Source organism: Pseudomonas weihenstephanensis, assembly GCF_016812185.1.
In the GTDB taxonomy this organism is placed as follows: domain Bacteria; phylum Pseudomonadota; class Gammaproteobacteria; order Pseudomonadales; family Pseudomonadaceae; genus Aquipseudomonas; species Aquipseudomonas weihenstephanensis.
In genome coordinates this window covers 81,892-104,163 of sequence record NZ_JAAEBV010000009.1, presented here as the reverse complement: position 1 = coordinate 104,163, position 22,272 = coordinate 81,892, and the positions used below count along the sequence as shown (strand labels likewise).

Below are 22,272 nucleotides of genomic sequence, written 5' to 3'. Positions count from 1 at the left end.
GAAGGTTTCAAAAAAGACGTGTTACGCCGCTTTGGGTTTAGGCGGGAACTTGGGCGCATGCAGGCCCATCTTCATGCCTGTTTCGACCATGCCCATGATGTCTTCGTGGGCCAAATCGAACAGTCGCTTCAAGTCCGGCAGGACAAAATACAGCGGCTGCAAAATATCGATGCGGTACGGGGTGCGCATGGCTTCCAGTGGATCGAAGGCGTGATGTTCCGGTTCTGAAGACAGGCTGTAAACCGTTTCTTTGGGCGATGAAAGAATACCGCCGCCGTAGATGCGCTGGCCTTCTGGGGTGTCGACCAGCCCAAACTCGATTGTCATCCAGTACAGGCGGGCCAGATACACGCGCTGTTCCTTGGTGGCTTGCAGGCCGAGCTTGCCGTAGGTGTGAGTAAATTCAGCGAACCACGGGTTGGTCAGCAGTGGGCAGTGGCCGAAAATCTCATGGAAAATATCCGGCTCTTGCAGGTAATCGAGTTCTTCGGGCGTGCGAATAAAGGTCGCTACCGGGAACTGCTTATTGGCCAGCAATTCGAAGAAGGTTTGAAACGGGATCAGTGCCGGTACGCGGGCCACTTGCCAGCCGGTGGTTTCAGCCAGCACTTTGTTGATCTCGCCCAGCTGCGGAATGCGGTCATGGGGCAGGCCCAGCTTGTCGATACCTTCCATGTATTCAGGGCAGGCACGCCCTTGCAGCAGCTTGAGTTGGCGGGTAATCAGCGTGTTCCACACCGCGTGCTCGGCCGGTGTGTAGTCGATAAAGCCATCAGCATCAGGCTCGCGGGCGACGTATTTCGTTTGCTTCATGGGACTCTCCGCAAGGAAATCGTTTTTATTATTCGGTGTGTAGCGATGACTAAGTGATACCTCAAGCGATTGCGTCGTGCAGCTAGCCTAAAGCCACTAATGCTGGGATGATGCGTCATATTCGTAAACTATTCGTTACGACTTGCGGGCCATGCTGAGAGTATTGCGGTCGACGAAGGTCAAGCTGTCACAAAAACGTGACGTTGAAATGCGCGGCCCGCCAAATATTCGCACTTTGCAAGCGCTGGCACGGGTTGCGAGCGTTTAGCGGTCAGCGGGTCGCAGTCTGTGGCAGCTCCTGCGGGAGGTGTGTGGTGTTTAATTCTTTTTTGAGCCTTTCCCCATGCGTATCAAGGTCCATTGTCAAAACCGGATTGGCATTCTGCGCGACATTCTCAATCTGCTGGTCGCCTATGGCATCAACGTCAAGCGTGGTGAGGTGGGCGGCGATCAGGGCAACGCGATCTATCTGTATTGCCCCAACCTGATCAATTTGCAGTTCCAGGCCCTGCGCCCCAAGTTTGAAACCATCGCCGGGGTGTTCGGTGTCAAGCGTGTAGGTTTAATGCCTAGCGAACGTCGGCACATGGAACTCAACGCCTTGCTGGGTGCGCTGGAATTTCCGGTTCTGTCCATCGACATGGGTGGCTCCATCGTGGCGGCCAATCGCGCTGCGGCGCAATTGCTCGGTGTGCGTGTGGATGAAGTGCCGGGCATCGCGCTCTCGCGTTACGCCGAAGACTTTGACTTGCCGGAGTTGGTGCGCGCCAACAAATCGCGCATCAACGGCATGCGGGTCAAAATCAAAGGGCACGTGTTTCTGGCCGACATCGCGCCGCTGCAACTGGACAGCGATGACAGTGAGGCCATGGCGGGGGCGGTACTGACATTGCACCGTGCCGACCGTGTAGGCGAGCAAATCTACAACGTGCGCAAGCAAGAGCTGCGCGGTTTTGACAGCATCTTCCAAAGCTCCAAAGTGATGGCCGCCGTGGTGCGCGAAGCGCGGCGTATGGCGCCGCTGGACGCCCCTCTATTAATAGAAGGCGAAACCGGTACCGGCAAAGAATTGCTGGCGCGCGCCTGCCACCTCGCCAGCCCGCGCGGGCAGTCGCCTTTAATGGCGCTCAATTGCGCAGGCTTGCCGGAGTCGATGGCCGAAACCGAGCTCTTTGGTTACGGGCCGGGGGCTTTCGAAGGGGCGCGGGCCGAGGGCAAGCTCGGGTTGTTGGAGCTGACGGCTGGCGGCACGTTGTTTCTCGACGGCGTGGGCGAGATGAGTCCGCGTTTGCAGGTCAAACTGCTGCGCTTTTTGCAGGACGGCTGCTTTCGTCGCGTGGGCAGCGATGAAGAGGTGTACCTCGATGTGCGTGTGATGTGTGCCACGCAGGTGGATTTGTCCGAGCTGTGTGCCAAGGGTGAGTTCCGTCAGGATCTTTACCATCGCTTGAACGTGTTGTCGCTGCACATTCCGCCGCTGCGTGAATGCCTGGACGGATTGGCGCCGTTGGTGGAGCACTTTCTGGATCAGGCCAGCCGCCAGATTGGTTGCCCGCTGCCGCGTCTGGCGCCTGCGGCGATGGACCGTTTGAGTCATTACCATTGGCCGGGCAACGTGCGCCAGTTAGAAAACGTGCTGTTTCAGGCGGTGTCGCTGTGCGAGGGCGGGGTGGTCAAGGCTGAGCATATTCGCTTGCCCGATTATGGTGTGCGCCAGCCCTTGGGCGAGTTTTCAATGGACGGCGGACTGGACCAAATTGTCGGCCGCTTCGAGAAAACCGTGCTCGAACAACTGTACGCCGAGTACCCGAGCAGTCGATTGCTGGGCAAACGGCTCGGTGTGTCTCACACCACCATCGCCAATAAGCTGCGCGAGTACGACATTCTCAAGCCCACACCTTAATCCGTAACAGCCTGCGAGCCTGGCGGGCCAGTCGCCTGACAGGCCACGCCTTGCCGCCTTCGGCCTGTTCGCGCCGTTTTTACGTCTTTTACGCCGTCCGACGTTTCCTCTGATGGGCCTCAAAACCCCGCAAAGCCGGGGTTTTTCGCCGTCAAAAAAAAGTTGGTGCGCAAATTGCTTAGAGGACTTCAGTACAGCGGTGGGCGGCAAACGTCCGTCAGGCAGAGGAAAGACTGTGGACAAGTACCTTTATGTGGCAATGACCGGCGCCAGCCAGAACGCACTGGCGCAGAAGGCGCATGCCAACAATCTGGCGAACATCTCAACCAATGGTTTTCAGCGTGACCTGGAGCAGGCGCGTTCGATGCCGGTGTTCGGTGACAGCTTTCCGGCGCGTGCCTTTGCACTGTCGGAACGCCCGGCCACGGATTTCACCGCTGGCGCGTTGGTCGAAACCGGTCGTGACCTGGACGTAGCCGTGCAGGGCGATGGTTGGTTGGCGGTGCAGGCGCCTGACGGCAGCGAAGCTTACGTGCGCACCGCGAGCATGAATGTGGATGCCTTGGGCATTCTGCGGGCCGGTAACGGCATGCCGATCATGGGCAATGGCGGGCCGATTGCCGTGCCGCCGCAGCAGCAGATCGAAGTCGGTGAAGACGGCACCATCAGTATCCGCGCCATGGGCGAAGGCCCGCGGGTGATGGCCGAAGTTGACCGGATCAAGATGGTGCAGCCAGACCTCAAGAACATGACCAAGGGCCTCGACGGTCTGATTCACACCAAAGACGGCCAACCGGCTGTGGCCGACGCCAACGTGCGTGTGGTCTCGGGCTTTCTGGAAGCCAGCAACGTGAACGCGGTGGACGAGATGACCTCGGTGTTGGCCCTGGCCAAGCAGTTCGAGTTGCACATCAAGATGATGAACACCGCCAAAGAAGACGATCAGGCCATGACGCGCGTCCTGTCCATCAGCTAATTATTTAACGCGGCGCCGAAAAACCGGCGCGCGAGGAGAACTGCATGCTTCCGGCACTCTGGGTTGCAAAAACAGGTTTGGCTGCACAAGACACCAACCTGACCACCATTTCCAACAACTTGGCCAACGTGTCGACCACCGGTTTCAAACGTGATCGTGCCGAGTTCCAGGACTTGCTCTACCAGATCAAACGCCAGCCAGGCGCCCAGTCGACTCAGGACAGCGAGCTGCCATCGGGCCTGCAAGTGGGTACGGGTGTGCGCATCGTCGGCACGCAAAAGAACTTCGCGGCCGGTAGCCTGCAAACCACCGAGCAGCCGCTGGACCTGGCCATCAATGGCCGTGGGTTCTTCCAGATCATGCAGCCGGACGGCACCACGTCCTATACCCGTGACGGTACTTTCCACCTGGACTCCAATGGCCAGATCGTGACCGCCAATGGCTTTGCCCTGGAACCTGCCATTGTGGTGCCTGCGGATGCGCAGACCTTCACCGTGGGGCAGGACGGCACTGTGTCGGTGACCATCGCCGGCAACCCGGCGGCCCAGGTCATCGGCAACTTGCAGACGGCTGACTTCATCAACCCGGCGGGTTTGCAGGCGCAGGGCGGTAACCTGTTCCTTGAAACCGCGTCCAGCGGTGCGCCACAAATCGGCACGCCGGGCCTCAATGGCTTTGGTCTGACCATGCAAAGCATGCTCGAAAACTCGAACGTCAGCACCGTGGAAGAAATGGTCAACATGATCACCACGCAGCGTGCCTACGAGATGAACTCCAAAGTCATCTCCACCGCTGACCAAATGCTGTCCTTCGTCACGCAAAATCTGTAATCACGTCGACAAGGCGGCCCCAAGGTCGCCTGCAACTGCGGGAGAGGTCATGAAACGCTTGTTTTCTGTTCTGGTACTGGGCGGTATCACCGTATTGGCGGGCTGTGTCAGCCCGCCACCACGGGCCAACGATCCGTACTACGCGCCGGTGTTGCCGCGCACGCCGTTGCCGGCGGCGGCCAATAACGGTTCGATCTATCAGGCAGGCTTTGAGCAGAACCTGTACAGCGACCGCAAGGCGTTCCGGGTGGGTGACATCATCACCATCACCCTGAATGAGAGGACGCAGGCGAGCAAAAACGCCAACTCGCAGATCGGCAAGAACAGCAACACCAGCATCGGCCTCACGTCGTTGTTCGGCAGCGGCCTGACCACCAACAACCCGCTGGGCAGTGGTGATTTGAGCTTGAATGCCGGTTACAGCGGCAGCCGCGCCAGCAAAGGCGACAGTAAAGCGGGGCAGGGCAACAGTTTGACCGGCTCGGTGACCGTGACGGTGGCCGATGTCTTGCCCAACGGCATCATCGCGGTGCGCGGCGAGAAGTGGATGACCTTGAACACCGGTGATGAGCTGGTGCGTATTGCCGGTTTGGTGCGCTCGGACGATATTTCGACCGACAACACCGTGTCTTCGACCCGTGTGGCAGATGCGCGCATCACCTACTCGGGCACCGGTTCGTTTGCCGATGCGAGCCAACCGGGCTGGTTTGACCGTTTCTTCCTGAGTCCGCTGTTCCCGTTCTAAGCGAACCCTTTTTAAGTGCTCCTCTTTAAGTGATGGCCCCCACCATGTTCAACCTCAAGCATCTGCTGGCAGCCGTACTGCTACTGTCCACAACCCTTGGCGCCCACGCCGAGCGGTTGAAAGACATTGCCAGCATTTCGGGCGTACGGACCAACCAATTGATTGGTTATGGCTTGGTGGTCGGGCTTAACGGCACGGGCGACCAAACCACGCAAACCCCGTTCACCCTGCAAACGTTCAACAACATGCTCTCGCAGTTCGGCATCAAAGTGCCGCCAGGCTCGGGCAACGTGCAGTTGAAAAACGTGGCAGCGGTGTCGATCAGCGCCGATTTACCAGCGTTTGCCAAGCCGGGTCAGGTGGTGGACATCACCGTGTCCTCCATTGGTAACTCCAAAAGCCTGCGCGGCGGCACGCTGTTACTGACCCCGTTGAAAGGCATTGATGGCAACGTCTACGCCATTGCGCAGGGTAACCTGGTGGTCGGTGGTTTTGATGCCGAAGGCCGCGACGGTTCCAAAATCACCGTTAACGTGCCCTCGGCCGGTCGCATCCCCGGTGGTGCCTCGGTTGAGCGTGCGGTACCGAGTGGCTTCAATCAGGGCAACAGCCTCACGCTGAACCTCAACCGTTCGGACTTCACCACTGCCAAGCGTGTGGTCGACAAAATCAACGACCTGCTCGGCCCTGGCGTGGCGCAAGCCATTGACGGCGGTTCGGTGCGTGTCACCGCGCCACTGGACCCAAGCCAGCGGGTCGATTACCTGTCGATTCTGGAAAACCTCGAAGTCGATCCGGGGCAGGCGGTGGCCAAGGTCATCATCAACTCGCGCACCGGCACCATCGTGATTGGGCAAAACGTCAAGGTGTCGCCTGCTGCCGTGACCCACGGCAGCCTGACCGTGACCATTACCGAAGACCCGATCGTCAGCCAGCCGGGGCCTTTGTCCAATGGCCAGACGGCAGTGGTGCCGCGTTCGCGGGTTAACGCTCAGCAAGAAGCCAAGCCGATGTTCAAGTTTGGTCCGGGCACCACGCTGGACGAAATCGTGCGTGCAGTGAATCAGGTAGGCGCAGCGCCAGGTGACTTGATGGCGATTCTTGAAGCACTCAAACAGGCCGGCGCCTTGCAAGCCGACCTGATCGTGATCTGAGGCCTGCGTCATGGATATACGTAAGAGTGGTGTGGTCAGTGGCAGCGATTCGGGCGCGTATACCGACCTCAATCGTCTGAATAACTTGAAGGTGGGCGACCGCGAAAGCGAAGGCAATATGCGCAAGGTTGCGCAGGAATTTGAGTCGTTGTTCCTCAACGAAATGCTCAAGTCCATGCGTTCCGCCAACGAAGTGCTGGGTAAGGACAATCCACTCAACACCCCGGCCGCCAAGCAGTATCAGGAAATGTACGACCAGCAACTGTCGGTGACGTTGTCCCGTCAGGGCGGAGGCATTGGTCTGGCTGACGTATTGATGCGGCAAATGTCGAAAAACAAGTCAGCCGTGCCGGGCGATACGCCGCCTGCCACGGCGCTCACGGCCGAGGCCAAAGCGGCCACGCCGACCGCCGCTGTGACTCCGGCAGACAGCCCGTTCGTGCGCTCCAACGGTCAGCGACCGCTGTGGGCCTCGCGTGTGGCGCTGGCACCGAGCGCCGCGCAGGGCGGGCATCAGAATGACATGGCGCTGCTCAATCAGCGGCGTCTGGCGTTGCCGACCAAGCTCACGGACCGCTTGCTGGCTGGCATCGTGCCATCGGCCGACCCGGCGCGCTCCACGCTCAATACCGATGCGGTGCCGGGGCGCACCAGTGCCTCGATGGACGCGGTGCTTAAAGGCAGTCGCCAGCCGATGCTCAGTGCAGCGGGTGCTCAAGGGCGGATGCAGGTCTACGGCCGTGCCGTGGCCCAGCCGCCCTTGGCACCGGCGAAAAAAGCCTTCGAGTCGCCAGACGCCTTCGTGGCCACCATGTTGCCGATGGCGCAGCAAGCGGCCGCCCGCATTGGTGTCGATCCGCTGTACCTGGTGGCACAAGCTGCACTGGAAACCGGTTGGGGCAAGTCGGTCATGCGTCAACAAGATGGCACCAGCAGTCATAACCTGTTCGGCATCAAGGCCACGGGCAGTTGGCAGGGCGCTCAGGCGCGCGCCATCACCAGTGAGTTCAAAGGCGGGCAGATGGTCAAGGAGACGGCGGACTTCCGTTCCTACGATTCGTATCAAGACAGCTTCCACGATTTGGTGACGCTGTTGCAGAGCAACAATCGTTATAAAGAAGTGCTGAACGCGGCCGATAAACCAGAACAATTTGTACGCGAGCTGCAAAAGGCCGGTTACGCAACCGATCCGGCGTACGCCAGCAAGATTTCGCAAATAGCCAAACAGATGAAGACCTACCAGAGCTATGCCTCGACAGGTTCTCTCACGCATTTATAAGGTTTGAACCATGGCGAGTTTGATCAACATCGGGATGTCGGGGCTGAACGCCAGCCAAGGGGCATTGGCCACGGTCGGCAACAACATTGCCAACGCTAACGCGGCGGGTTACTCGCGCCAGCAAATCGTGCAGGGCACGGCGGGTTCGCAGCAATCGGGCGGTGTGTTTATTGGCACCGGCACCACGCTGGCGGACGTGCGCCGTGTTTACAACGCCTACCTCGACGCCCAGTTGCAAACCACCACCTCGCTCAATGGCGACGCGCAAGCCTATCTCGATCAGATCGGCCCTATCGACAAATTGCTGTCGGATAAAAGCACGGGTGTGTCCGCGGCCCTGAGCAGCTTTTTCGCCTCGCTGCAAGCCTCGGCGGGTGCGCCGGGTGATGCGTCCGCGCGTGATTTGCTGCTGGGCAACGCCAAAACCTTGAGCAACCGTTTCAATTCGATTGCCAGCCAGCTCAATCAGCAAAACGAAGGCGTCAATAGCCAGCTTGAAACCTTGACCTCGATGGTCAACCAGCACTCGGCCACCATTGCCTCGCTGAACAAGCAAATTGCCCAGGCGACCACGTCGGGTAACACCCCCAATGACCTGCTGGATGCGCGCAACGAGGCGGTTCGCTCGCTTAATGAGCTGGTCGGCGTGACGGTTCAAGAACACGACAACGTGTACGACATCACCCTGGGCACCGGTCAGGCACTGGTGCTGGGCAATACCAGCAACACCTTGTCGGCGGTGCCGGGTAAAACCGATAAAAGCCAATTTACGATCCAGATCAACACCCCGTCTTCGAACTCGGACGTCACCTCTGCGTTGTCCGGTGGCAAGATCGGCGGCCTGATTCGCTACCGTGACGAGGTGCTCGCACCGGCGATCAATGAGCTGGGGCGCACCGCTCTGGTGGTGGCAGACGCCATCAACAAGCAGTTGGGACAGGGCCTGGATGCCAACGGCGAGTTCGGCGCCTCGCTGTTCAACAACATCAACAGTGCCAAAGCCATCAGCGAGCGCAGCCTGGCTGCCACCGGCAACAGCGCTGGCTCGGGCAATCTGGATGTCACGATCACCGACAGTGGCGCGTTGACCACCTACGACTATCAGGTGACGTTCAGCAGTAACAATGACTACAGCGTACGGCGCTCCGATGGCACCGACATGGGGTCGTTCAAGCTGGATCAGAAGCCTGCGCCCCAGATTGACGGCTTCACCATGAGCCTCAACGGCGGTGCGCTGGACAAGGGCGACAGCTTCAAAGTCAGCCCCACCCGCAGCGGCGCGACCAACATCGGCGTGCAGATGAGCGACTCCAGCAAATTGGCGTTTGCCGGGCCGTTGGTGGCGAGCAAGGGCGGCTCAAACAGCGGCACGGGCGTGGTCAATGGCCTGGACCTGACGCAAGCACTCAACATCTATGGCGGCGCGGGCCTGGGCCTGGCGCAAAGTGAAATCGAGGGTGCCATGCCCGTGCGCATTGCCTTCGACGAAGCGGTCAACGGTGTGCAGGGTTATCGCGTGCTGAACGAGCAGGGCGACGAAATCGGCAAGGGCACCGTGGTGCCGGGGCAGGACAACAAGGTCACGATCAACGTGCCCGTGCTGGACGCTGCCGGTCAGCCGGTGTTGAACCCGGACGGCTCGAAGAAAACCGTCGATTTCAATACCACCATCAGCGGTTCGCCGGGCAAGGGCGACACGTTCGACATCAAGTTCAACAAAGACGGCAAGTCGGACAACACCAACGCCAACAAGATGCTGGATTTGCAGACCAAACCGACCGTGGGCGTAAACAGCGGCGGCGGTGGCGTGAGCATGGCCACCTCGTACAGCCAGTTGGTGTCCAAGGTCGGCGGCAAGGCCAGTCAAGCGGCGGTTGATGGCACGGCCACCAACGCGGCGCTGTCTTATGCGGCTGCCAGCCGCAGCTCGGTGTCTCAGGTCAACCTGGATGAAGAAGCGTCCAACCTGGTCAAGTTTCAGCAGTACTACACGGCTTCGTCGCAAATTATCAAAGCGGCGCAAGAAACTTTCAGCGTGCTGATCAACAGCCTTTAAGGGAGTCGCCGACGATGCGTATTTCTACTGCCCAGTTCTTTGAGACCAGTGCGTCCAAATACCAGAACAACTTCGCTTCGGTGATCAAGACCCAAACCCAAATCGACTCCGGCGTGCGCATTCAGTCGGCCGCGGATGACCCGGTGGGTGCCGCACGTTTGCTGCAATTGCAGCAGCAAAAAGACATGTTGGCGCAGTACACCACCAACATGAACGGCATTAAATCGTCACTGGCCAACCAGGAATCAGTGTTGACCAGCATCGACAACGCCATGCAGAAAGCCTACGAGCTGGCATTGCAGGCAGGCGGTGGCGTGGTCAGTGATGCGGATCGCACCTCCATTGCCAATGAGCTGGGCAACATTGAAGAGCAGGTGTTCAGCCTGCTCAACAGCAAAGACGCCAACGGCGACTACATGTTCTCCGGTTCCAAGACCGACACCCCGCCGTATGCGCGTAACAATGACGGCACTTACACTTATCAGGGCGATGACACGCAACTGAACCTCAAAGTGTCTGACACGCTGACCATTGCGGGCAGTGACACTGCAAAAAGTATCTTCGAAGGCGCGACCAACACCGGTCGCACCCAGGCCGAACTCACCACCAAGCCGCCCTTGGCCGCTGATGGCACGGTTTCGGTGTCGGCAGGTTTGATCACCTCAAGCCCAGTGTTTAACAAGAGCTTTGCTGACGGTCAGCCGTACGAGCTTGAGTTCACCAGCAGCACGCAGTACATCCTGCGCGACCGGACCGGCAAAGACGTGACCTCTGAAGTGCCCGGCACCGGCACTTTCGATGCTACCAAGGAGGGGGCGCACAGCATCAGCCTGCGCGGTGTGCAGTTTGACATCAACCTGAACCTCAAGGACATCGCGCCAGCGGATCAGGACGATGCGGTCAAGGGTCACATCTTTACCCTGCAAGCCAAGCCGGACTCGTTCAGCGCAGCGCGCAGCCCTGGCAATAACTCCACGTCGCAAATCACCAGCAGTACCGTGGATGACGCCAAGGCTTATGGCGACAGCTTCCCGGCCAGTGGCGCAGTGATCAAGTTCACCAGCGACACCGAGTACGAGATTTATGCCCAGCCAGTGACGGCCAACAGCAAATCGATTGCCAAGGGCACCATGACCGGCGATTCGATTACCGCGATGGGGGTCAAGTTTGACTTCACCGGCGCGCGCGAGGCGGGCGACCAGTTTGTGGTCAAGGGCAATAACCACCAGAGCCAGAGTGCACTGGACACCATCAGTCAACTGCGCCAGGCATTGGCTACGCCGACGGATGAAAACCCGGCCGCCAAGCAAAAGCAGACGGACATTATCAACGCGTCGGTGGGCAACCTTAAAAACGCCATGGCCGGTGTGGATAACGCACGCGGTTCAATCGGTGCGCGATTGAAAGCGGTGGATGTACAGACTAACGAAAACGAAAGCATGCGCCTGGCCAACGACTCCACCACGGCCGCCATCGGCAACACGGACATGGCGGGTGCATCTATTGACCTGGCCTTCCAAAAGGCCATGCTCGAAGCCTCGCAGCTGGCGTTCGTGAAAATCTCCCAGTTGAGCCTGTTCAACAAAATCTGATTCCGCTCTGGACCCTGCGCCAGACACCTTCGGGTGCGCTGGTGCAGGGCTTCGCTCGCAACGACCCCCTCTGTTTTTCAGCGCCTGCACAAGGCCGCTACGCAGCTTTGTGTCCGCTTATCTGAAAGTCGGCTTGAAACGTTTTGTATAAACCACACAAAATAGAGTGACCTATGGGTCATAATGCGCATCTTCACTGTATCGTGTGCAACGTACGGGCGGATGCCGGGCCTTTTACAGGCTGTTTTGGGTATTTTCAGGCATCCACTTTCGCCGCTTTTTTGCGCGACGAAGCCCTTTTATTGTCAACGCCCCTCGTTCGTGAGCGGGTGATCTCCAGCTATTGAGTATTGGGAAGCCACAATGATTGGCATTAAAAGCATCGCCAGTTACGTGCCGGCAAACGGCGTAGACAACTACGCCCAAGGCGCGAAGTTCTCCAAGGACGAAGAATTTATTCTGGGCAAGATTGGTTCGGCATTCCTGCCGCGCAAAGATGCTGACCAGGAAACCTCGGATCTGTGTGTCGAAGCCGTCAACGCGCTGTTCGCCAACAACCCGCAGCTCAAGCGCGAATCCATCGACGCGCTGATCGTCATCACCCAAAACGGTGATGAAGAAGGCTTGCCTCATACCTCGGCCATCGTGCAAGACAAACTCGGCCTGCCGACCCACGTGGCTGCGTTCGATATTTCGCTGGGGTGCTCGGGCTACGTTTACGGCCTCTACGCGATGAAAGGCTTTATGGAAGCCACGGGCCTGAAAAACGGCCTGCTGATCACGGCTGATCCGTACTCCAAAATCGTCGACCCTGAAGACCGTAACACCACCATGTTGTTTGGTGACGCCGCCACGGCCACCTGGATGGGTGAAGACGCGCTGTGGCAGTTGGGCAAAGCCAAGTTCGGCACCGACGGTTCGGGTGCGCCGCACTTGAAAGTCAGCGACGGGGTGTTCTTCATGAACGGTCGTCAAGTGTTCAACTTCGCGCTGCTCAAAGTCCCTGCGCACCTGCACGAGTTGATTGACGAATCTGACCTTAAAGCCGAAGACATCGACGCGTTCTGCATTCACCAGGGCAGTGCGGCAATTGTTGACGCGGTGGCGCGCCGTTTTGAAGGCGAGCCTGAGAAGTTCATCAAGGACATGGTCGAGACCGGCAATACCGTGTCGTCGAGCATTCCATTGCTGCTCGAAAAACACGCGCTGGACACCACCTGGAAGCGCGTGGCACTCAGCGGCTTCGGTGTGGGCCTGTCGTGGGGTTCGGCGATCATCCATCGCCCGTAAGCTTTTTCACGCAATCCTCAAGCGCCCGTGGCCTAAAGCCATGGGCGTTTTGCATTCTACGGGGTGTGTAAACCCCTGAAATGCAAGGGATGGCACCCGGCCAGTAAAAAATTTCAAAAAAGCCCTCAAGCAACTTGCTTTCACGACGATAACTATTACGAAGGTTCTCTAGGCCACACCCGGCGGTTGCCAGGGCCGGAAGCCGCAGTACTCAATCCACGAGGAATTCGTCATGTCCATGTCAGTAAACACCAACATCACTTCGTTGAGCGTTCAGAAGAACCTGAACAAAGCCGGCGATGCCTTGAGCACCTCGATGAACCGTCTGTCCTCCGGCCTGAAAATCAACAGCGCCAAAGACGACGCTGCCGGCATGCAGATCGCCAACCGTCTGACCTCCCAGGTTAAAGGCATGACTGTTGCTATCGCGAACGCCAACAACGGCACCTCGATTGCTCAGACTGCTGAAGGCGCAATGCAAGAGTCGACCAACATTCTGCAACGTCTGCGTGAACTGGCTCTGCAGTCCGCTAACGGTGACAAAAGCGACGCTGACCGTGCATCCCTGCAACAAGAATTCACAGCCAAAACCGGTGAGCTGACCCGTATCGCTCAAACCACTACTTTCGGTGGTCGTAACCTGCTGGACGGTTCGTTCCAGAACGTTGGCTTCCAGATCGGTTCTGACGCCAACCAGACTATCTCGTTCGGTATGACCGACATCAGCGCCACTGGCCTGAAAGGTACTTACAGCGAAGCCAGCGTCAAGGGTGACACCACTCAGCTGTCGGCCTCTGTGACAGCTAAAGCGATCGAACTGCCAGGCGCCAAGCCAGCAGTTATGACCACCAGCAACTTTGTTCAGACCGGTGCCAATTACGCGACTCCAACGGGTACTGACCAGACCTTCCAGATCAATGGTAAAGATGTAACCGTTAAAGTCGGTGACGACATCGACGCCGCACTGCTGGCCATTCAAGGTGCAGGCATCACCGGCGTAACTGCTGCTAAAGCAGGTACCACGCTGACGCTGACTTCTGCTTCCGCCATTGATATCACCGGTACTAACACTGTATTTGGTGCTGCAACGGCTTCGGGCGGCGTAACAACGGTGGCTACTCCTGCCGTGACTGGCAAGCTGGATGCTGCTGCATCGATCAACATCAATGGCACCAACGTCAAATTCGCAGCAGGCGAAGACCTGGCCGCTATCGCGGGCAAAATCAACACGGCAAACACGGCTAGCAAGTTTGGTGTGACCGCCGCTGTATCGTCCGAAGGCCGTCTGGAACTGACGTCGACTGACGGTAAAGCTGTTAAGTTGGGTAACGGTACAGGTCCGGTTGCTGAAGGCGGCGCTGGCGCACTGGCCAAGTTGGGTCTGTCGGCGGGTACCACTGAAGCCAAGCTGGCTTCGGACACCTCTATCAACCTGAACGGTACTGAAGTCAAGTTCACCGCTGGCTCGACCATGGCTGACATCGTGTCGTCCATCAACAGCGCAAGCACCGGTGTGACTGCCAGCGTTGATAAGTCGGACAACAGCCTGAAGCTGTTCTCCACCAAAGACATCACCATTGCTGATGGTAGCTCGGGCAAAGGCTTGGCCACTCTGGGCCTGACCGCTGCTGCTGCTGCACCGACTACCGCTGTGAAAATGGACACCTCGGTTGCTGATCTGAGCATCCTGAAGTCTGAATCGGCTCAGCAAACCATCCAGGCTCTGGACGGCGCGATTCAGCAGATCGACACTCAGCGTTCGCAGCTGGGTGCTGTACAAAACCGTTTCACCAGCACTGTGTCTAACCTGCAAAGCATCACCGAGAACTCGACGGCTGCCCGTAGCCGTGTTCAAGATGCTGACTTCGCTTCTGAAGCCGCTGAGCTGACCAAGCAACAAACCCTGCAACAGGCTTCGACTGCAATCCTGTCCCAGGCTAACCAACTGCCATCCGCTGTACTGAAGCTGCTTCAGTAATCTAGCGCTTGGTTGATAACGGAAGGGCGCGTTTACGTGCCCTTTCGTTTTTTCAGTGTTGAGGTGATGACATGGACATGAGCATCAAGCTGAATGCGGCCTATCCGGCCACAGCAGGGCAGTCCAGCCCGACGCCTGCGCACGTTGCACCCCCCAAGGCTGACGTTGACGCCGAGCCAGGTAAACAACCTGGGCGCGCAGAGCTTGAAAAGGCCGTCAACGATATACGCGAATTCGTACAGTCTACTCAGCGCAAGCTGGATTTTTCGATTGATGACACCACGGGCGTGGTTGTGGTCAAGGTGATCGCCACCGATAGTGGTGAGGTGATTCGCCAGCTCCCTTCTGAAACGGCATTGAAACTGGCGCAGAGCCTGACAGACGCTAACAGTCTGTTGTTTCGTACCAATGCCTGAAGGTGGCATGAATTGTGAAGCTGTCTGCGGACTCGGCGTTGTGCGCCAATAAAGCGGCAGCCAGCGGAAAAGGAGAAAACAGATGGCTAGTTCAACGATTACCGGCATTGGGTCGGGCTTTGACACTCAAGGTATTGTGAAAGCGCTGGTGGCGGCGGAACGCGCACCCAAAGACTCGCAAATCCTCAAGCAGCAAACCACGGCCACCACGCAGCTGTCGGCTGTGGGGACGGTAAAAGTCGCGCTGGAAACCTACCGTGCTGCGCTGACCAAGCTCAACACCGCGACCAGTTTCAGTGGTTTGACCGGTACCTCGTCTGAAGAGAAAACCGCCAAGGTCACCATTGATGATGCGGCGTCGACCGGTAAATACCAGCTGGAAGTCACGCAGCTGGCCACGGCAGCCAAAGTCAGCTCTGCGGTGTTTGCAGGCGGCAGTTCGGCCAAGGTCAACCCGAGCGATTCGGCGACCACGTTGACCATTTCCCAGTCGGGCAAGGATTACAACGTGTCGATCCCGGCCGGGGCGACCATGCAGGAAGCGCGTGAGGCCATTAACACGCAGCTGGAATCCAAAGGCATCAGCGCCAACGTGTTGAGCGATGCCAAAGGTGCGCGCCTGGTCATTACCTCGACCGACACTGGTGAAGGTTCGGACATCACCCTGAGTGGTGAGTCAGAGTTGGCCAAAGGCTTTACCGCCGGTGATCCGCCGCAGAATGCCAAGTTCAAGATTGATGGCTTCGAAATGGAGTCCAAGAGCAACAAGGTCACCGCAGCGATCAGTGGTGTGACGCTTGAGCTTAATCGCGTCGACAAAGACCCGATCACCATTAACGTGGGCGTGAACAACGACACCCTGAAAACCTCGGTGCAGTCGTTTGTCTCGGCCTACAACGCGTTGATGACCACGATTAACGCGCAGACCAAAGTCACGGCCACAGGCGATGCGTCGACCACCACCGCAGGTGCCTTGACCGGTGATGCCTCCATGCGTCAATTGGTCAACAGCATGCGCGGTGAGTTGGTGCAGGGCAGCGGCTCGTTCAATGTCATGGCTTTGTCGCAAATGGGCATTACCACAGACCAGAAAACAGGTTTGCTGAGCCTGGAGGACAAAGCCTGGAACAAGGCAATGGAGAAGAACTCGGGTGATGTGTCCAAGGTGTTTTTGGGCAAAGACGGCCTGATTTCGCGGATGAACAAGAGTACAGAGTCCTACGTTGGCTCGACGGGCCTGCTGGCCACGCGCAGCAACGACATCAACACCAAGTTGACCGATTTGACCAAGCAAAAATTGGATCTGGATCGACGCATGGACAGCATGCAAACAGCCTTGAGCGCCAAGTACACGGCGATGGACACCATGATCGCCAAGATCAACGCCGGCAGCTCCAGCATCATGACCACCTTGAATGCGCTCAATAACCCCAAATCCAGCTGATCACGGGTAAGCCTTCACGGTCAGGCTGACCCTTATCGGGTCAGCCAGGCGTGTTGTTCTTAAAGTTTTTGCTGATGCAGTCGACATACCTATCAAGACTCACCTATTTTCGGCTGCCCCCTGTTACGAGGTTAAAACATGAACCCGATGAGAGCCCTTCGTCAGTATCAGAAGGTTAATTCCCACGCCCAGATCTCCGAAGCCAGCCCGCATCGTCTGATTCAGATGCTGATGGAGGGGGCGCTTGATCGCATGGCACAAGCCAAAGGCGCGATGAGTCGCAACGACCTGCCGCAAAAAGCACTGCTGATCACCAAGGCCATCGACATCATTACGGGTCTGCGTCAGGGCCTGGATGAAGAGAAAGCCGAGGACAAGGACGCGATGCAGCAACTGGACAGCTTGTACGAGTACATGACCGTACGCTTGACCCAGGCCAATGCGGCAAACGACCCGGAACTGATCGACGAAGTCGCCCGCCTGCTGATCACCGTAAAAAGTGGTTGGGATGCGATCGCGCCGCAATAAGCTGCCCGCCGCCCTGAGGATTGCGCCATGAGCCAATTGCAACGAATTCAAGAAACCCGTGAGGCGCTGATCGATGCGCTGGCTGAGCGCAACTGGGACGCTATCGGCGAACTGGATACCGCCTGTCGGGTTTGCGTTGAGAATGTGCTAGCCGAAAAGCCGGTCGACGAAGCCACGCTGCGCGAAAATCTTGAGGGCTTGTTGGTGGTGTATCGCATGTTGCTGGAGGCTGCCACCGGGGAACGCCAGCTCGTGGTGGACCAGATGGCACAGATCAACCAAGCAAAAAATGCTTCAAAGGTTTACCATCTGTTTGGTTAAGACCTAAAAATTTTGTGGTTAAGTGCGTTTTGCCGCGCCATAAAATTGACTGTGTACAGTTTTTTGACTTAACTAGTGCTGTTTTCTGATTTCAGTCGTCTTAGATATCCAAACGGGTCAAGGCGTCTAGCTTGCCCCACCATCAGGGCATTGAGTTGACTAGGGAAGTTGCTATTGCATGTGGCGTGAAACCAAGATTCTGCTGATCGATGACGATAGCGTTCGCCGCCGCGATTTGGCGGTGATTTTAAATTTTCTGGGCGAAGAAAATTTAGCCAGCGCGAGCAACGACTGGCAGCAGGCGGTCGGTTCCCTGGCCTCCAGCCGCGAAGTCCTCTGCGTGCTCGTCGGTGACGTGAGCAGCGCAGGCGGTACCTCGAGCTTGCTTAAGACCCTGGCCACATGGGATGAGTTCCTTCCCGTTCTACTTTTGGGCGATATTTCTTCGGCAGACCTGCCGGAAGACCAGCGCCGTCGTGTGTTGTCCAGCCTCGAAATGCCCCCCAGCTACAGCAAATTGCTTGATTCGCTGCACCGTGCCCAGGTCTATCGCGAGATGTACGACCAGGCCCGCGAGCGCGGTCGTCATCGTGAACCCAATCTGTTCCGCAGCCTGGTCGGCACCAGCCGCGCGATTCAGCATGTGCGCCAAATGATGCAGCAAGTGGCTGACACTGACGCCAGTGTGTTGATCCTGGGCGAGTCCGGTACCGGCAAAGAAGTGGTCGCGCGCAACCTGCATTACCATTCCAAGCGCCGCGACGCGCCCTTTGTGCCCGTTAACTGTGGGGCGATTCCGGCAGAACTGCTCGAAAGCGAGCTGTTCGGTCACGAAAAGGGCGCCTTCACCGGTGCTATCACCAGCCGTGCCGGGCGTTTTGAACTGGCCAATGGCGGTACGCTGTTCCTCGACGAAATCGGCGACATGCCGCTACCGATGCAGGTCAAACTGCTGCGGGTATTGCAGGAACGCACCTTTGAGCGTGTGGGCAGCAACAAAACCCAATGCGCTGACGTGCGCATCATTGCCGCCACCCACAAAAACCTCGAAAGCATGATTGAAGTCGGCGCCTTCCGCGAAGACTTGTACTACCGCCTCAATGTGTTCCCGATTGAAATGGCCCCGTTGCGCGAGCGTGTCGAAGACATTCCGCTGCTGATGAACGAGCTCATTTCGCGCATGGAGCACGAAAAGCGCGGCTCTATCCGTTTCAACTCTGCCGCCATCATGTCGTTGTGCCGTCACGGCTGGCCGGGCAACGTGCGTGAGCTGGCCAACCTGGTGGAGCGCATGGCCATCATGCACCCGTACGGGGTGATCGGTGTGGCCGAGCTGCCGAAGAAGTTTCGTTACGTCGATGACGAAGACGAGCAGTTGGTCGACAGCTTGCGCAGTGACATGGAAGAGCGCGTGGCCATTAATAACGCCACGCCGGATTTCACCACCACCGCCATGCTGCCGCCCGAAGGTCTGGACCTCAAAGACTACCTCGGTGGTCTGGAACAGGGCCTGATTCAGCAGGCGCTGGACGACGCCAATGGCATTGTGGCGCGCGCCGCAGAGCGGCTGCGTATCCGCCGCACCACGCTGGTCGAAAAGATGCGCAAGTACGGCATGAGCCGTCGCGAAGGGGAAGAACAGGCGGAGGATTGACGCCTGTTTTTTAACCTGCTGATTTTAAAGTGATTTTTTTTAGGCACGGGTATTGCTAAGTCTCTGCTAACGAACCGTTTAATGACGGTCAGCCACGCGAGAACGTACCATGCCCCAGTCCGCCCAGCAGTCCTCCCTCCCTGATCTCGCAGGGCAGGCCATGTCCCTTGTTGCTGCGCCGGTCAATTCGGTGGAGCAAGCCAGTCGGGAAGGGCTTGAGCAAGCGTTCTCGCTGTTCAACCAGATGTCGACTCAGTTGACCGATTCCTACAGCCTGCTTGAAGCACGGGTTACCGAGCTTAAAGGCGAGTTGGCGGTGGTCAGCGCGCAGCGGATGGCCGAGCTGGCGGAAAAAGAGCGCCTGGCCAACCGGCTGCAAAACCTCCTTGATCTGTTACCGGGCGGGGTCATCGTGATTGATGATCGCGGCCGTGTGCGCGAGGCCAACCCGGCGGCCAGTGAATTGCTCGGCCTGCCGCTGGTGGGCGAGCTGTGGCGTCACGTCATCTCCCGCTGCTTTGCTCCGCGTGAAGACGATGGGCACGAGATTTCGTTGATTGATGGTCGGCGCTTGTCGATTTCCACCCGCTCGCTGGATGCTGAACCTGGGCAGTTGGTGTTGCTTAACGACCTGACAGAAACCCGGCGCCTGCAAGATCAGTTGGCACGGCACGAGCGTTTGTCGTCGCTGGGGCGCATGGTGGCCTCGTTGGCGCACCAGATCCGCACGCCATTGTCGGCCGCGTTGATTTACGCCAGTCATTTGACTGAACAGGTGCTGCCGGTCGAAACACAGCAGCGTTTTGCCGGTCGCCTTAAAGAACGCCTGCACGAGCTGGAGCACCAGGTGCGCGACATGCTGGTGTTTGCACGCGGCGAGTTGCCGTTGACCGATCGGGTCACGCCCAAGGCGCTGATGCAATCGCTGCAAGCTGCTGCGCAGACCCATGTCGAAGGTATTGCGATGCGCTGGCAGTGCGATATCCACGCCGGTGAAGTGCTGTGCAATCGCGACACGCTGGTGGGCGCGCTGCTGAATCTGATTGAAAACGCGTTACAGGCCGGTACGCCTCAGGTGCGCCTCAAGGTGCATGTGTACGCGCGCGATAACACCTTGCGCCTGTGTGTAAGTGACAGCGCCAGTGGCATCGAGCCTCGGGTGCTGGAACGTTTGGGTGAGCCGTTTTTCACCACTAAAGCTACAGGCACCGGGTTGGGGCTGGCCGTGGTCAAGGCGGTGGTGCGGGCGCATCAGGGCGAGCTGCAATTCCATTCACGGCTGGGTCGCGGCACCTGCGCGTTGCTCAGCCTGCCGCTGATTCCTGGCGCGGCGGAGGCGAACTGATGGTAATGCGAATCAAAGTGCTGCTGGTTGAAGATGACCGCTCCCTGCGCGAAGCCCTGGCCGACACCTTGTTATTGGCGGGGCATGGTTTTCATGCAGTTGGCTCGGCTGAAGAGGCGCTGGAGGCGGTGGCGGCCGAACCCTTTAGCCTGGTGGTCAGCGACGTGAACATGCCGGGCATGGACGGGCACCAGTTGCTGGGTCTGCTGCGTGCGCGGCAACCGCAACTGCCGGTGCTGCTCATGACCGCGCACGGTGCGGTGGAGCGGGCGGTGGATGCCATGCGCCAAGGCGCAGCGGATTATCTGGTCAAGCCGTTTGAACCCAAGGCTTTGCTTGATCTGGTGGCGCGCCATGCGCTGGGTTGTCTTGGTGTAGCAGAAGCCGAAGGCCCGGTGGCCATCGAGCCTGCCAGCGCGCAGTTGCTGGAACTGGCGGCGCGGGTAGCGCGCAGTGATTCCACGGTGTTGATCTCGGGCGAGTCCGGCACGGGTAAAGAAGTGCTGGCGCGCTATATCCATCAACATTCGCATCGGACCCGTCAGCCCTTTGTCGCCATCAACTGCGCGGCGATCCCGGACAACATGCTGGAAGCCACGTTGTTCGGTCATGAAAAAGGCTCATTCACCGGCGCGATTGCGGCGCAAGCGGGCAAGTTTGAGCAGGCCGATGGTGGCACGTTGCTGCTCGACGAGATTTCCGAAATGCCGTTGGGCTTGCAGGCCAAGTTGTTGCGGGTGCTGCAAGAGCGTGAAGTGGAGCGCGTGGGTGGCCGTAAGCCGATTGCCCTGGATATCCGCGTGGTGGCCACCACTAACCGCGATTTGGCGGGCGAAGTGGCGGCGGGGCGCTTTCGCGAAGACTTGTACTATCGCCTTTCGGTGTTTCCGTTGGCTTGGCGCCCGTTGCGCGAGCGCACCGCCGACATTCTGCCGCTGGCCGAGCGCTTGCTGGCCAAGCACATCAGCAAGATGAAACACACGGCCGTGCGTTTTTCGCCCGCCGCACAAGCGTGCCTGACCGCTTATGCCTGGCCTGGGAATGTGCGAGAGCTGGACAACGCGATTCAGCGCGCCCTGATCTTGCAGCACGGGGGCTTGATCGAGGCGGCGGATTTTTGTCTGGCGGGCCCGGTGGCGTGCGCGCCGTTGCCGGCTATCAGCAGCGCCAGTTTGTCGGCGCCCGTCGAGAGCGTGGCGGGGCCCGCAGGGGAGTCCGCAGGCGCGCTGGGCGATGACCTGCGTCGCCGTGAGTTTCAGATGATCATTGACACCTTGCGCACTGAGCGCGGACGGCGCAAAGAAGCGGCCGAGCGCCTGGGCATCAGCCCGCGCACGTTGCGCTACAAACTGGCACAAATGCGCGATGCGGGCATGGACGTTGAAGCGTACCTGTTCGCCTCAAGCTGACCCCATGCCTGCAGGCACTGACGCAGGTTGCGGCAGCGCCTACAGGAAGGGTGTTTTTATAAACATCCCGTTTGTCTGGCTGGGACCTTTTGTTACGCAATTTGTTCCAGATCAACAAACAACTGGCACCCTTGTTGCTAACACCTGAGTAGATGCTGTGTGAGTGTCAAAAAATTGCGGGCCGTCGGAGAGAGTAGTCCATGAGCCAAGGTATTGAATTTAATCGAATGATGTTGGACATGCGGGCCATGCAAATGGACGCTATGGCCCAGAAATCAGCGGTGCAAGCGCCCGCTGAAGTGGGCGCCAGCAGCTTCTCCGACATGCTGGGCAACGCGATCAATAAGGTCAGCGATACCCAACAGGCGTCGAGCCAGTTGTCGAACGCCTTTGAAATCGGCAAAAGCGGTGTTGACCTGACTGACGTGATGATCGCATCGCAGAAAGCCAGTGTTTCTTTTCAGGCATTGACCCAAGTACGCAACAAGCTGGTTCAGGCGTACCAAGACATCATGCAGATGCCGGTTTAAGGACGATAT

19 protein-coding genes are annotated in these 22,272 nt (G+C 58.4%); 18 read left to right on the top strand and 1 reads right to left on the bottom strand.

Annotated elements, in window-relative coordinates; all coding sequences use genetic code 11:
* Positions 1 to 21 precede the first annotated feature (21 nt).
* Positions 22 to 813, bottom strand: a complete 792-nt coding sequence (gene phhA / locus GYN01_RS21415; RefSeq protein WP_048366219.1) for a phenylalanine 4-monooxygenase — start codon at positions 811 to 813, stop codon at positions 22 to 24.
* Positions 814 to 1,156: 343 nt separating this feature from the next.
* Here phhA and GYN01_RS21410 point away from each other — a divergent pair, with 343 nt between their 5' ends.
* From GYN01_RS21410 to fliE, 18 genes are all read left to right on the top strand, one after another.
* Entirely contained in the window at positions 1,157 to 2,716 is a 1,560-nt protein-coding gene (locus tag GYN01_RS21410; RefSeq protein WP_203307754.1) for a sigma-54-dependent transcriptional regulator, read from the top strand.
* Between the two features lie 235 nt (positions 2,717 to 2,951).
* The gene (locus GYN01_RS21405; RefSeq protein WP_048366221.1) at positions 2,952 to 3,692 is read left to right on the top strand and encodes a flagellar basal body rod protein FlgF; all 741 of its coding nucleotides are present in this window, start codon (positions 2,952 to 2,954) and stop codon (positions 3,690 to 3,692) included.
* A 44-nt stretch (positions 3,693 to 3,736) separates the two neighbouring features.
* Positions 3,737 to 4,522: a flagellar basal-body rod protein FlgG gene (flgG, locus tag GYN01_RS21400; protein WP_048366222.1), complete on the top strand. Its 786-nt coding sequence runs from the start codon at positions 3,737 to 3,739 to the stop codon at positions 4,520 to 4,522.
* A 49-nt stretch (positions 4,523 to 4,571) separates the two neighbouring features.
* Positions 4,572 to 5,267: a flagellar basal body L-ring protein FlgH gene (flgH, locus tag GYN01_RS21395; protein ID WP_048366223.1), complete on the top strand. Its 696-nt coding sequence runs from the start codon at positions 4,572 to 4,574 to the stop codon at positions 5,265 to 5,267.
* 44 nt (positions 5,268 to 5,311) lie between these two features.
* The gene (locus GYN01_RS21390) at positions 5,312 to 6,421 is read left to right on the top strand and encodes a flagellar basal body P-ring protein FlgI (RefSeq protein ID WP_048366224.1); all 1,110 of its coding nucleotides are present in this window, start codon (positions 5,312 to 5,314) and stop codon (positions 6,419 to 6,421) included.
* 10 nt (positions 6,422 to 6,431) lie between these two features.
* Positions 6,432 to 7,700, top strand: coding sequence for a flagellar assembly peptidoglycan hydrolase FlgJ (flgJ, locus tag GYN01_RS21385; protein ID WP_048366225.1), 1,269 nt, complete (start codon positions 6,432 to 6,434; stop codon positions 7,698 to 7,700).
* Positions 7,701 to 7,710: 10 nt separating this feature from the next.
* On the top strand, positions 7,711 to 9,756 hold the full coding sequence (gene flgK / locus GYN01_RS21380) for a flagellar hook-associated protein FlgK (protein ID WP_048402396.1): 2,046 nt from the start codon (positions 7,711 to 7,713) through the stop codon (positions 9,754 to 9,756).
* Between the two features lie 14 nt (positions 9,757 to 9,770).
* Positions 9,771 to 11,348, top strand: a complete 1,578-nt coding sequence (locus GYN01_RS21375; protein ID WP_048366227.1) for a flagellar hook-associated protein 3 — start codon at positions 9,771 to 9,773, stop codon at positions 11,346 to 11,348.
* 363 nt (positions 11,349 to 11,711) lie between these two features.
* On the top strand, positions 11,712 to 12,638 hold the full coding sequence (locus tag GYN01_RS21370) for a ketoacyl-ACP synthase III (protein ID WP_048366228.1): 927 nt from the start codon (positions 11,712 to 11,714) through the stop codon (positions 12,636 to 12,638).
* Positions 12,639 to 12,870: 232 nt separating this feature from the next.
* Positions 12,871 to 14,616 (top strand): flagellin N-terminal helical domain-containing protein, encoded by a 1,746-nt coding sequence (locus GYN01_RS21365; protein WP_203307753.1) that lies wholly within the window; start codon positions 12,871 to 12,873, stop codon positions 14,614 to 14,616.
* A 71-nt stretch (positions 14,617 to 14,687) separates the two neighbouring features.
* Positions 14,688 to 15,032 carry a flagellar protein FlaG gene (locus tag GYN01_RS21360; protein WP_203307752.1) on the top strand — a complete coding sequence of 115 codons (345 nt, stop codon included), beginning with the start codon at positions 14,688 to 14,690 and terminating at the stop codon, positions 15,030 to 15,032.
* Positions 15,033 to 15,114: 82 nt separating this feature from the next.
* Positions 15,115 to 16,476: a flagellar filament capping protein FliD gene (gene fliD / locus GYN01_RS21355; protein WP_048402399.1), complete on the top strand. Its 1,362-nt coding sequence runs from the start codon at positions 15,115 to 15,117 to the stop codon at positions 16,474 to 16,476.
* 138 nt (positions 16,477 to 16,614) lie between these two features.
* Positions 16,615 to 17,004 (top strand): flagellar export chaperone FliS, encoded by a 390-nt coding sequence (fliS, locus tag GYN01_RS21350; RefSeq protein ID WP_048402400.1) that lies wholly within the window; start codon positions 16,615 to 16,617, stop codon positions 17,002 to 17,004.
* 27 nt (positions 17,005 to 17,031) lie between these two features.
* Positions 17,032 to 17,325: a flagellar protein FliT gene (gene fliT / locus GYN01_RS21345; protein ID WP_048366233.1), complete on the top strand. Its 294-nt coding sequence runs from the start codon at positions 17,032 to 17,034 to the stop codon at positions 17,323 to 17,325.
* A gap of 178 nt (positions 17,326 to 17,503) precedes the next feature.
* Positions 17,504 to 18,979, top strand: coding sequence for a sigma-54 dependent transcriptional regulator (locus GYN01_RS21340; RefSeq protein ID WP_048402401.1), 1,476 nt, complete (start codon positions 17,504 to 17,506; stop codon positions 18,977 to 18,979).
* A gap of 160 nt (positions 18,980 to 19,139) precedes the next feature.
* Positions 19,140 to 20,324 carry a sensor histidine kinase gene (locus tag GYN01_RS21335; protein WP_048366235.1) on the top strand — a complete coding sequence of 395 codons (1,185 nt, stop codon included), beginning with the start codon at positions 19,140 to 19,142 and terminating at the stop codon, positions 20,322 to 20,324.
* A 5-nt stretch (positions 20,325 to 20,329) separates the two neighbouring features.
* Positions 20,330 to 21,733, top strand: a complete 1,404-nt coding sequence (locus GYN01_RS21330; protein WP_048366316.1) for a sigma-54-dependent transcriptional regulator — start codon at positions 20,330 to 20,332, stop codon at positions 21,731 to 21,733.
* A 200-nt stretch (positions 21,734 to 21,933) separates the two neighbouring features.
* The gene (gene fliE / locus GYN01_RS21325; RefSeq protein WP_048366236.1) at positions 21,934 to 22,263 is read left to right on the top strand and encodes a flagellar hook-basal body complex protein FliE; all 330 of its coding nucleotides are present in this window, start codon (positions 21,934 to 21,936) and stop codon (positions 22,261 to 22,263) included.
* Positions 22,264 to 22,272 lie beyond the last annotated feature (9 nt).

Excerpts from the sequence above, each read along its gene's own strand:
- GYN01_RS21390 (WP_048366224.1), top strand. The coding sequence starts at position 5,312 with ATGTTCAACCTCAAGCATCTGCTGGCAGCCGTACTGCTACTGTCCACA.
- GYN01_RS21330 (WP_048366316.1), top strand. The coding sequence starts at position 20,330 with ATGCGAATCAAAGTGCTGCTGGTTGAAGATGACCGCTCCCTGCGCGAA.
- flgK (WP_048402396.1), top strand. The coding sequence starts at position 7,711 with ATGGCGAGTTTGATCAACATCGGGATGTCGGGGCTGAACGCCAGCCAA.
- flgG (WP_048366222.1), top strand. The coding sequence starts at position 3,737 with ATGCTTCCGGCACTCTGGGTTGCAAAAACAGGTTTGGCTGCACAAGAC.
- fliE (WP_048366236.1), top strand. The coding sequence starts at position 21,934 with ATGAGCCAAGGTATTGAATTTAATCGAATGATGTTGGACATGCGGGCC.
- GYN01_RS21410 (WP_203307754.1), top strand. The coding sequence starts at position 1,157 with ATGCGTATCAAGGTCCATTGTCAAAACCGGATTGGCATTCTGCGCGAC.
- fliD (WP_048402399.1), top strand. The coding sequence starts at position 15,115 with ATGGCTAGTTCAACGATTACCGGCATTGGGTCGGGCTTTGACACTCAA.
- GYN01_RS21340 (WP_048402401.1), top strand. The coding sequence starts at position 17,504 with ATGTGGCGTGAAACCAAGATTCTGCTGATCGATGACGATAGCGTTCGC.
- fliT (WP_048366233.1), top strand. The coding sequence starts at position 17,032 with ATGAGCCAATTGCAACGAATTCAAGAAACCCGTGAGGCGCTGATCGAT.
- fliS (WP_048402400.1), top strand. The coding sequence starts at position 16,615 with ATGAACCCGATGAGAGCCCTTCGTCAGTATCAGAAGGTTAATTCCCAC.
- phhA (WP_048366219.1), bottom strand. The coding sequence starts at position 813 with ATGAAGCAAACGAAATACGTCGCCCGCGAGCCTGATGCTGATGGCTTT.
- GYN01_RS21370 (WP_048366228.1), top strand. The coding sequence starts at position 11,712 with ATGATTGGCATTAAAAGCATCGCCAGTTACGTGCCGGCAAACGGCGTA.
- flgJ (WP_048366225.1), top strand. The coding sequence starts at position 6,432 with ATGGATATACGTAAGAGTGGTGTGGTCAGTGGCAGCGATTCGGGCGCG.
- GYN01_RS21365 (WP_203307753.1), top strand. The coding sequence starts at position 12,871 with ATGTCCATGTCAGTAAACACCAACATCACTTCGTTGAGCGTTCAGAAG.
- GYN01_RS21360 (WP_203307752.1), top strand. The coding sequence starts at position 14,688 with ATGGACATGAGCATCAAGCTGAATGCGGCCTATCCGGCCACAGCAGGG.
- GYN01_RS21375 (WP_048366227.1), top strand. The coding sequence starts at position 9,771 with ATGCGTATTTCTACTGCCCAGTTCTTTGAGACCAGTGCGTCCAAATAC.
- GYN01_RS21335 (WP_048366235.1), top strand. The coding sequence starts at position 19,140 with ATGTCCCTTGTTGCTGCGCCGGTCAATTCGGTGGAGCAAGCCAGTCGG.
- flgH (WP_048366223.1), top strand. The coding sequence starts at position 4,572 with ATGAAACGCTTGTTTTCTGTTCTGGTACTGGGCGGTATCACCGTATTG.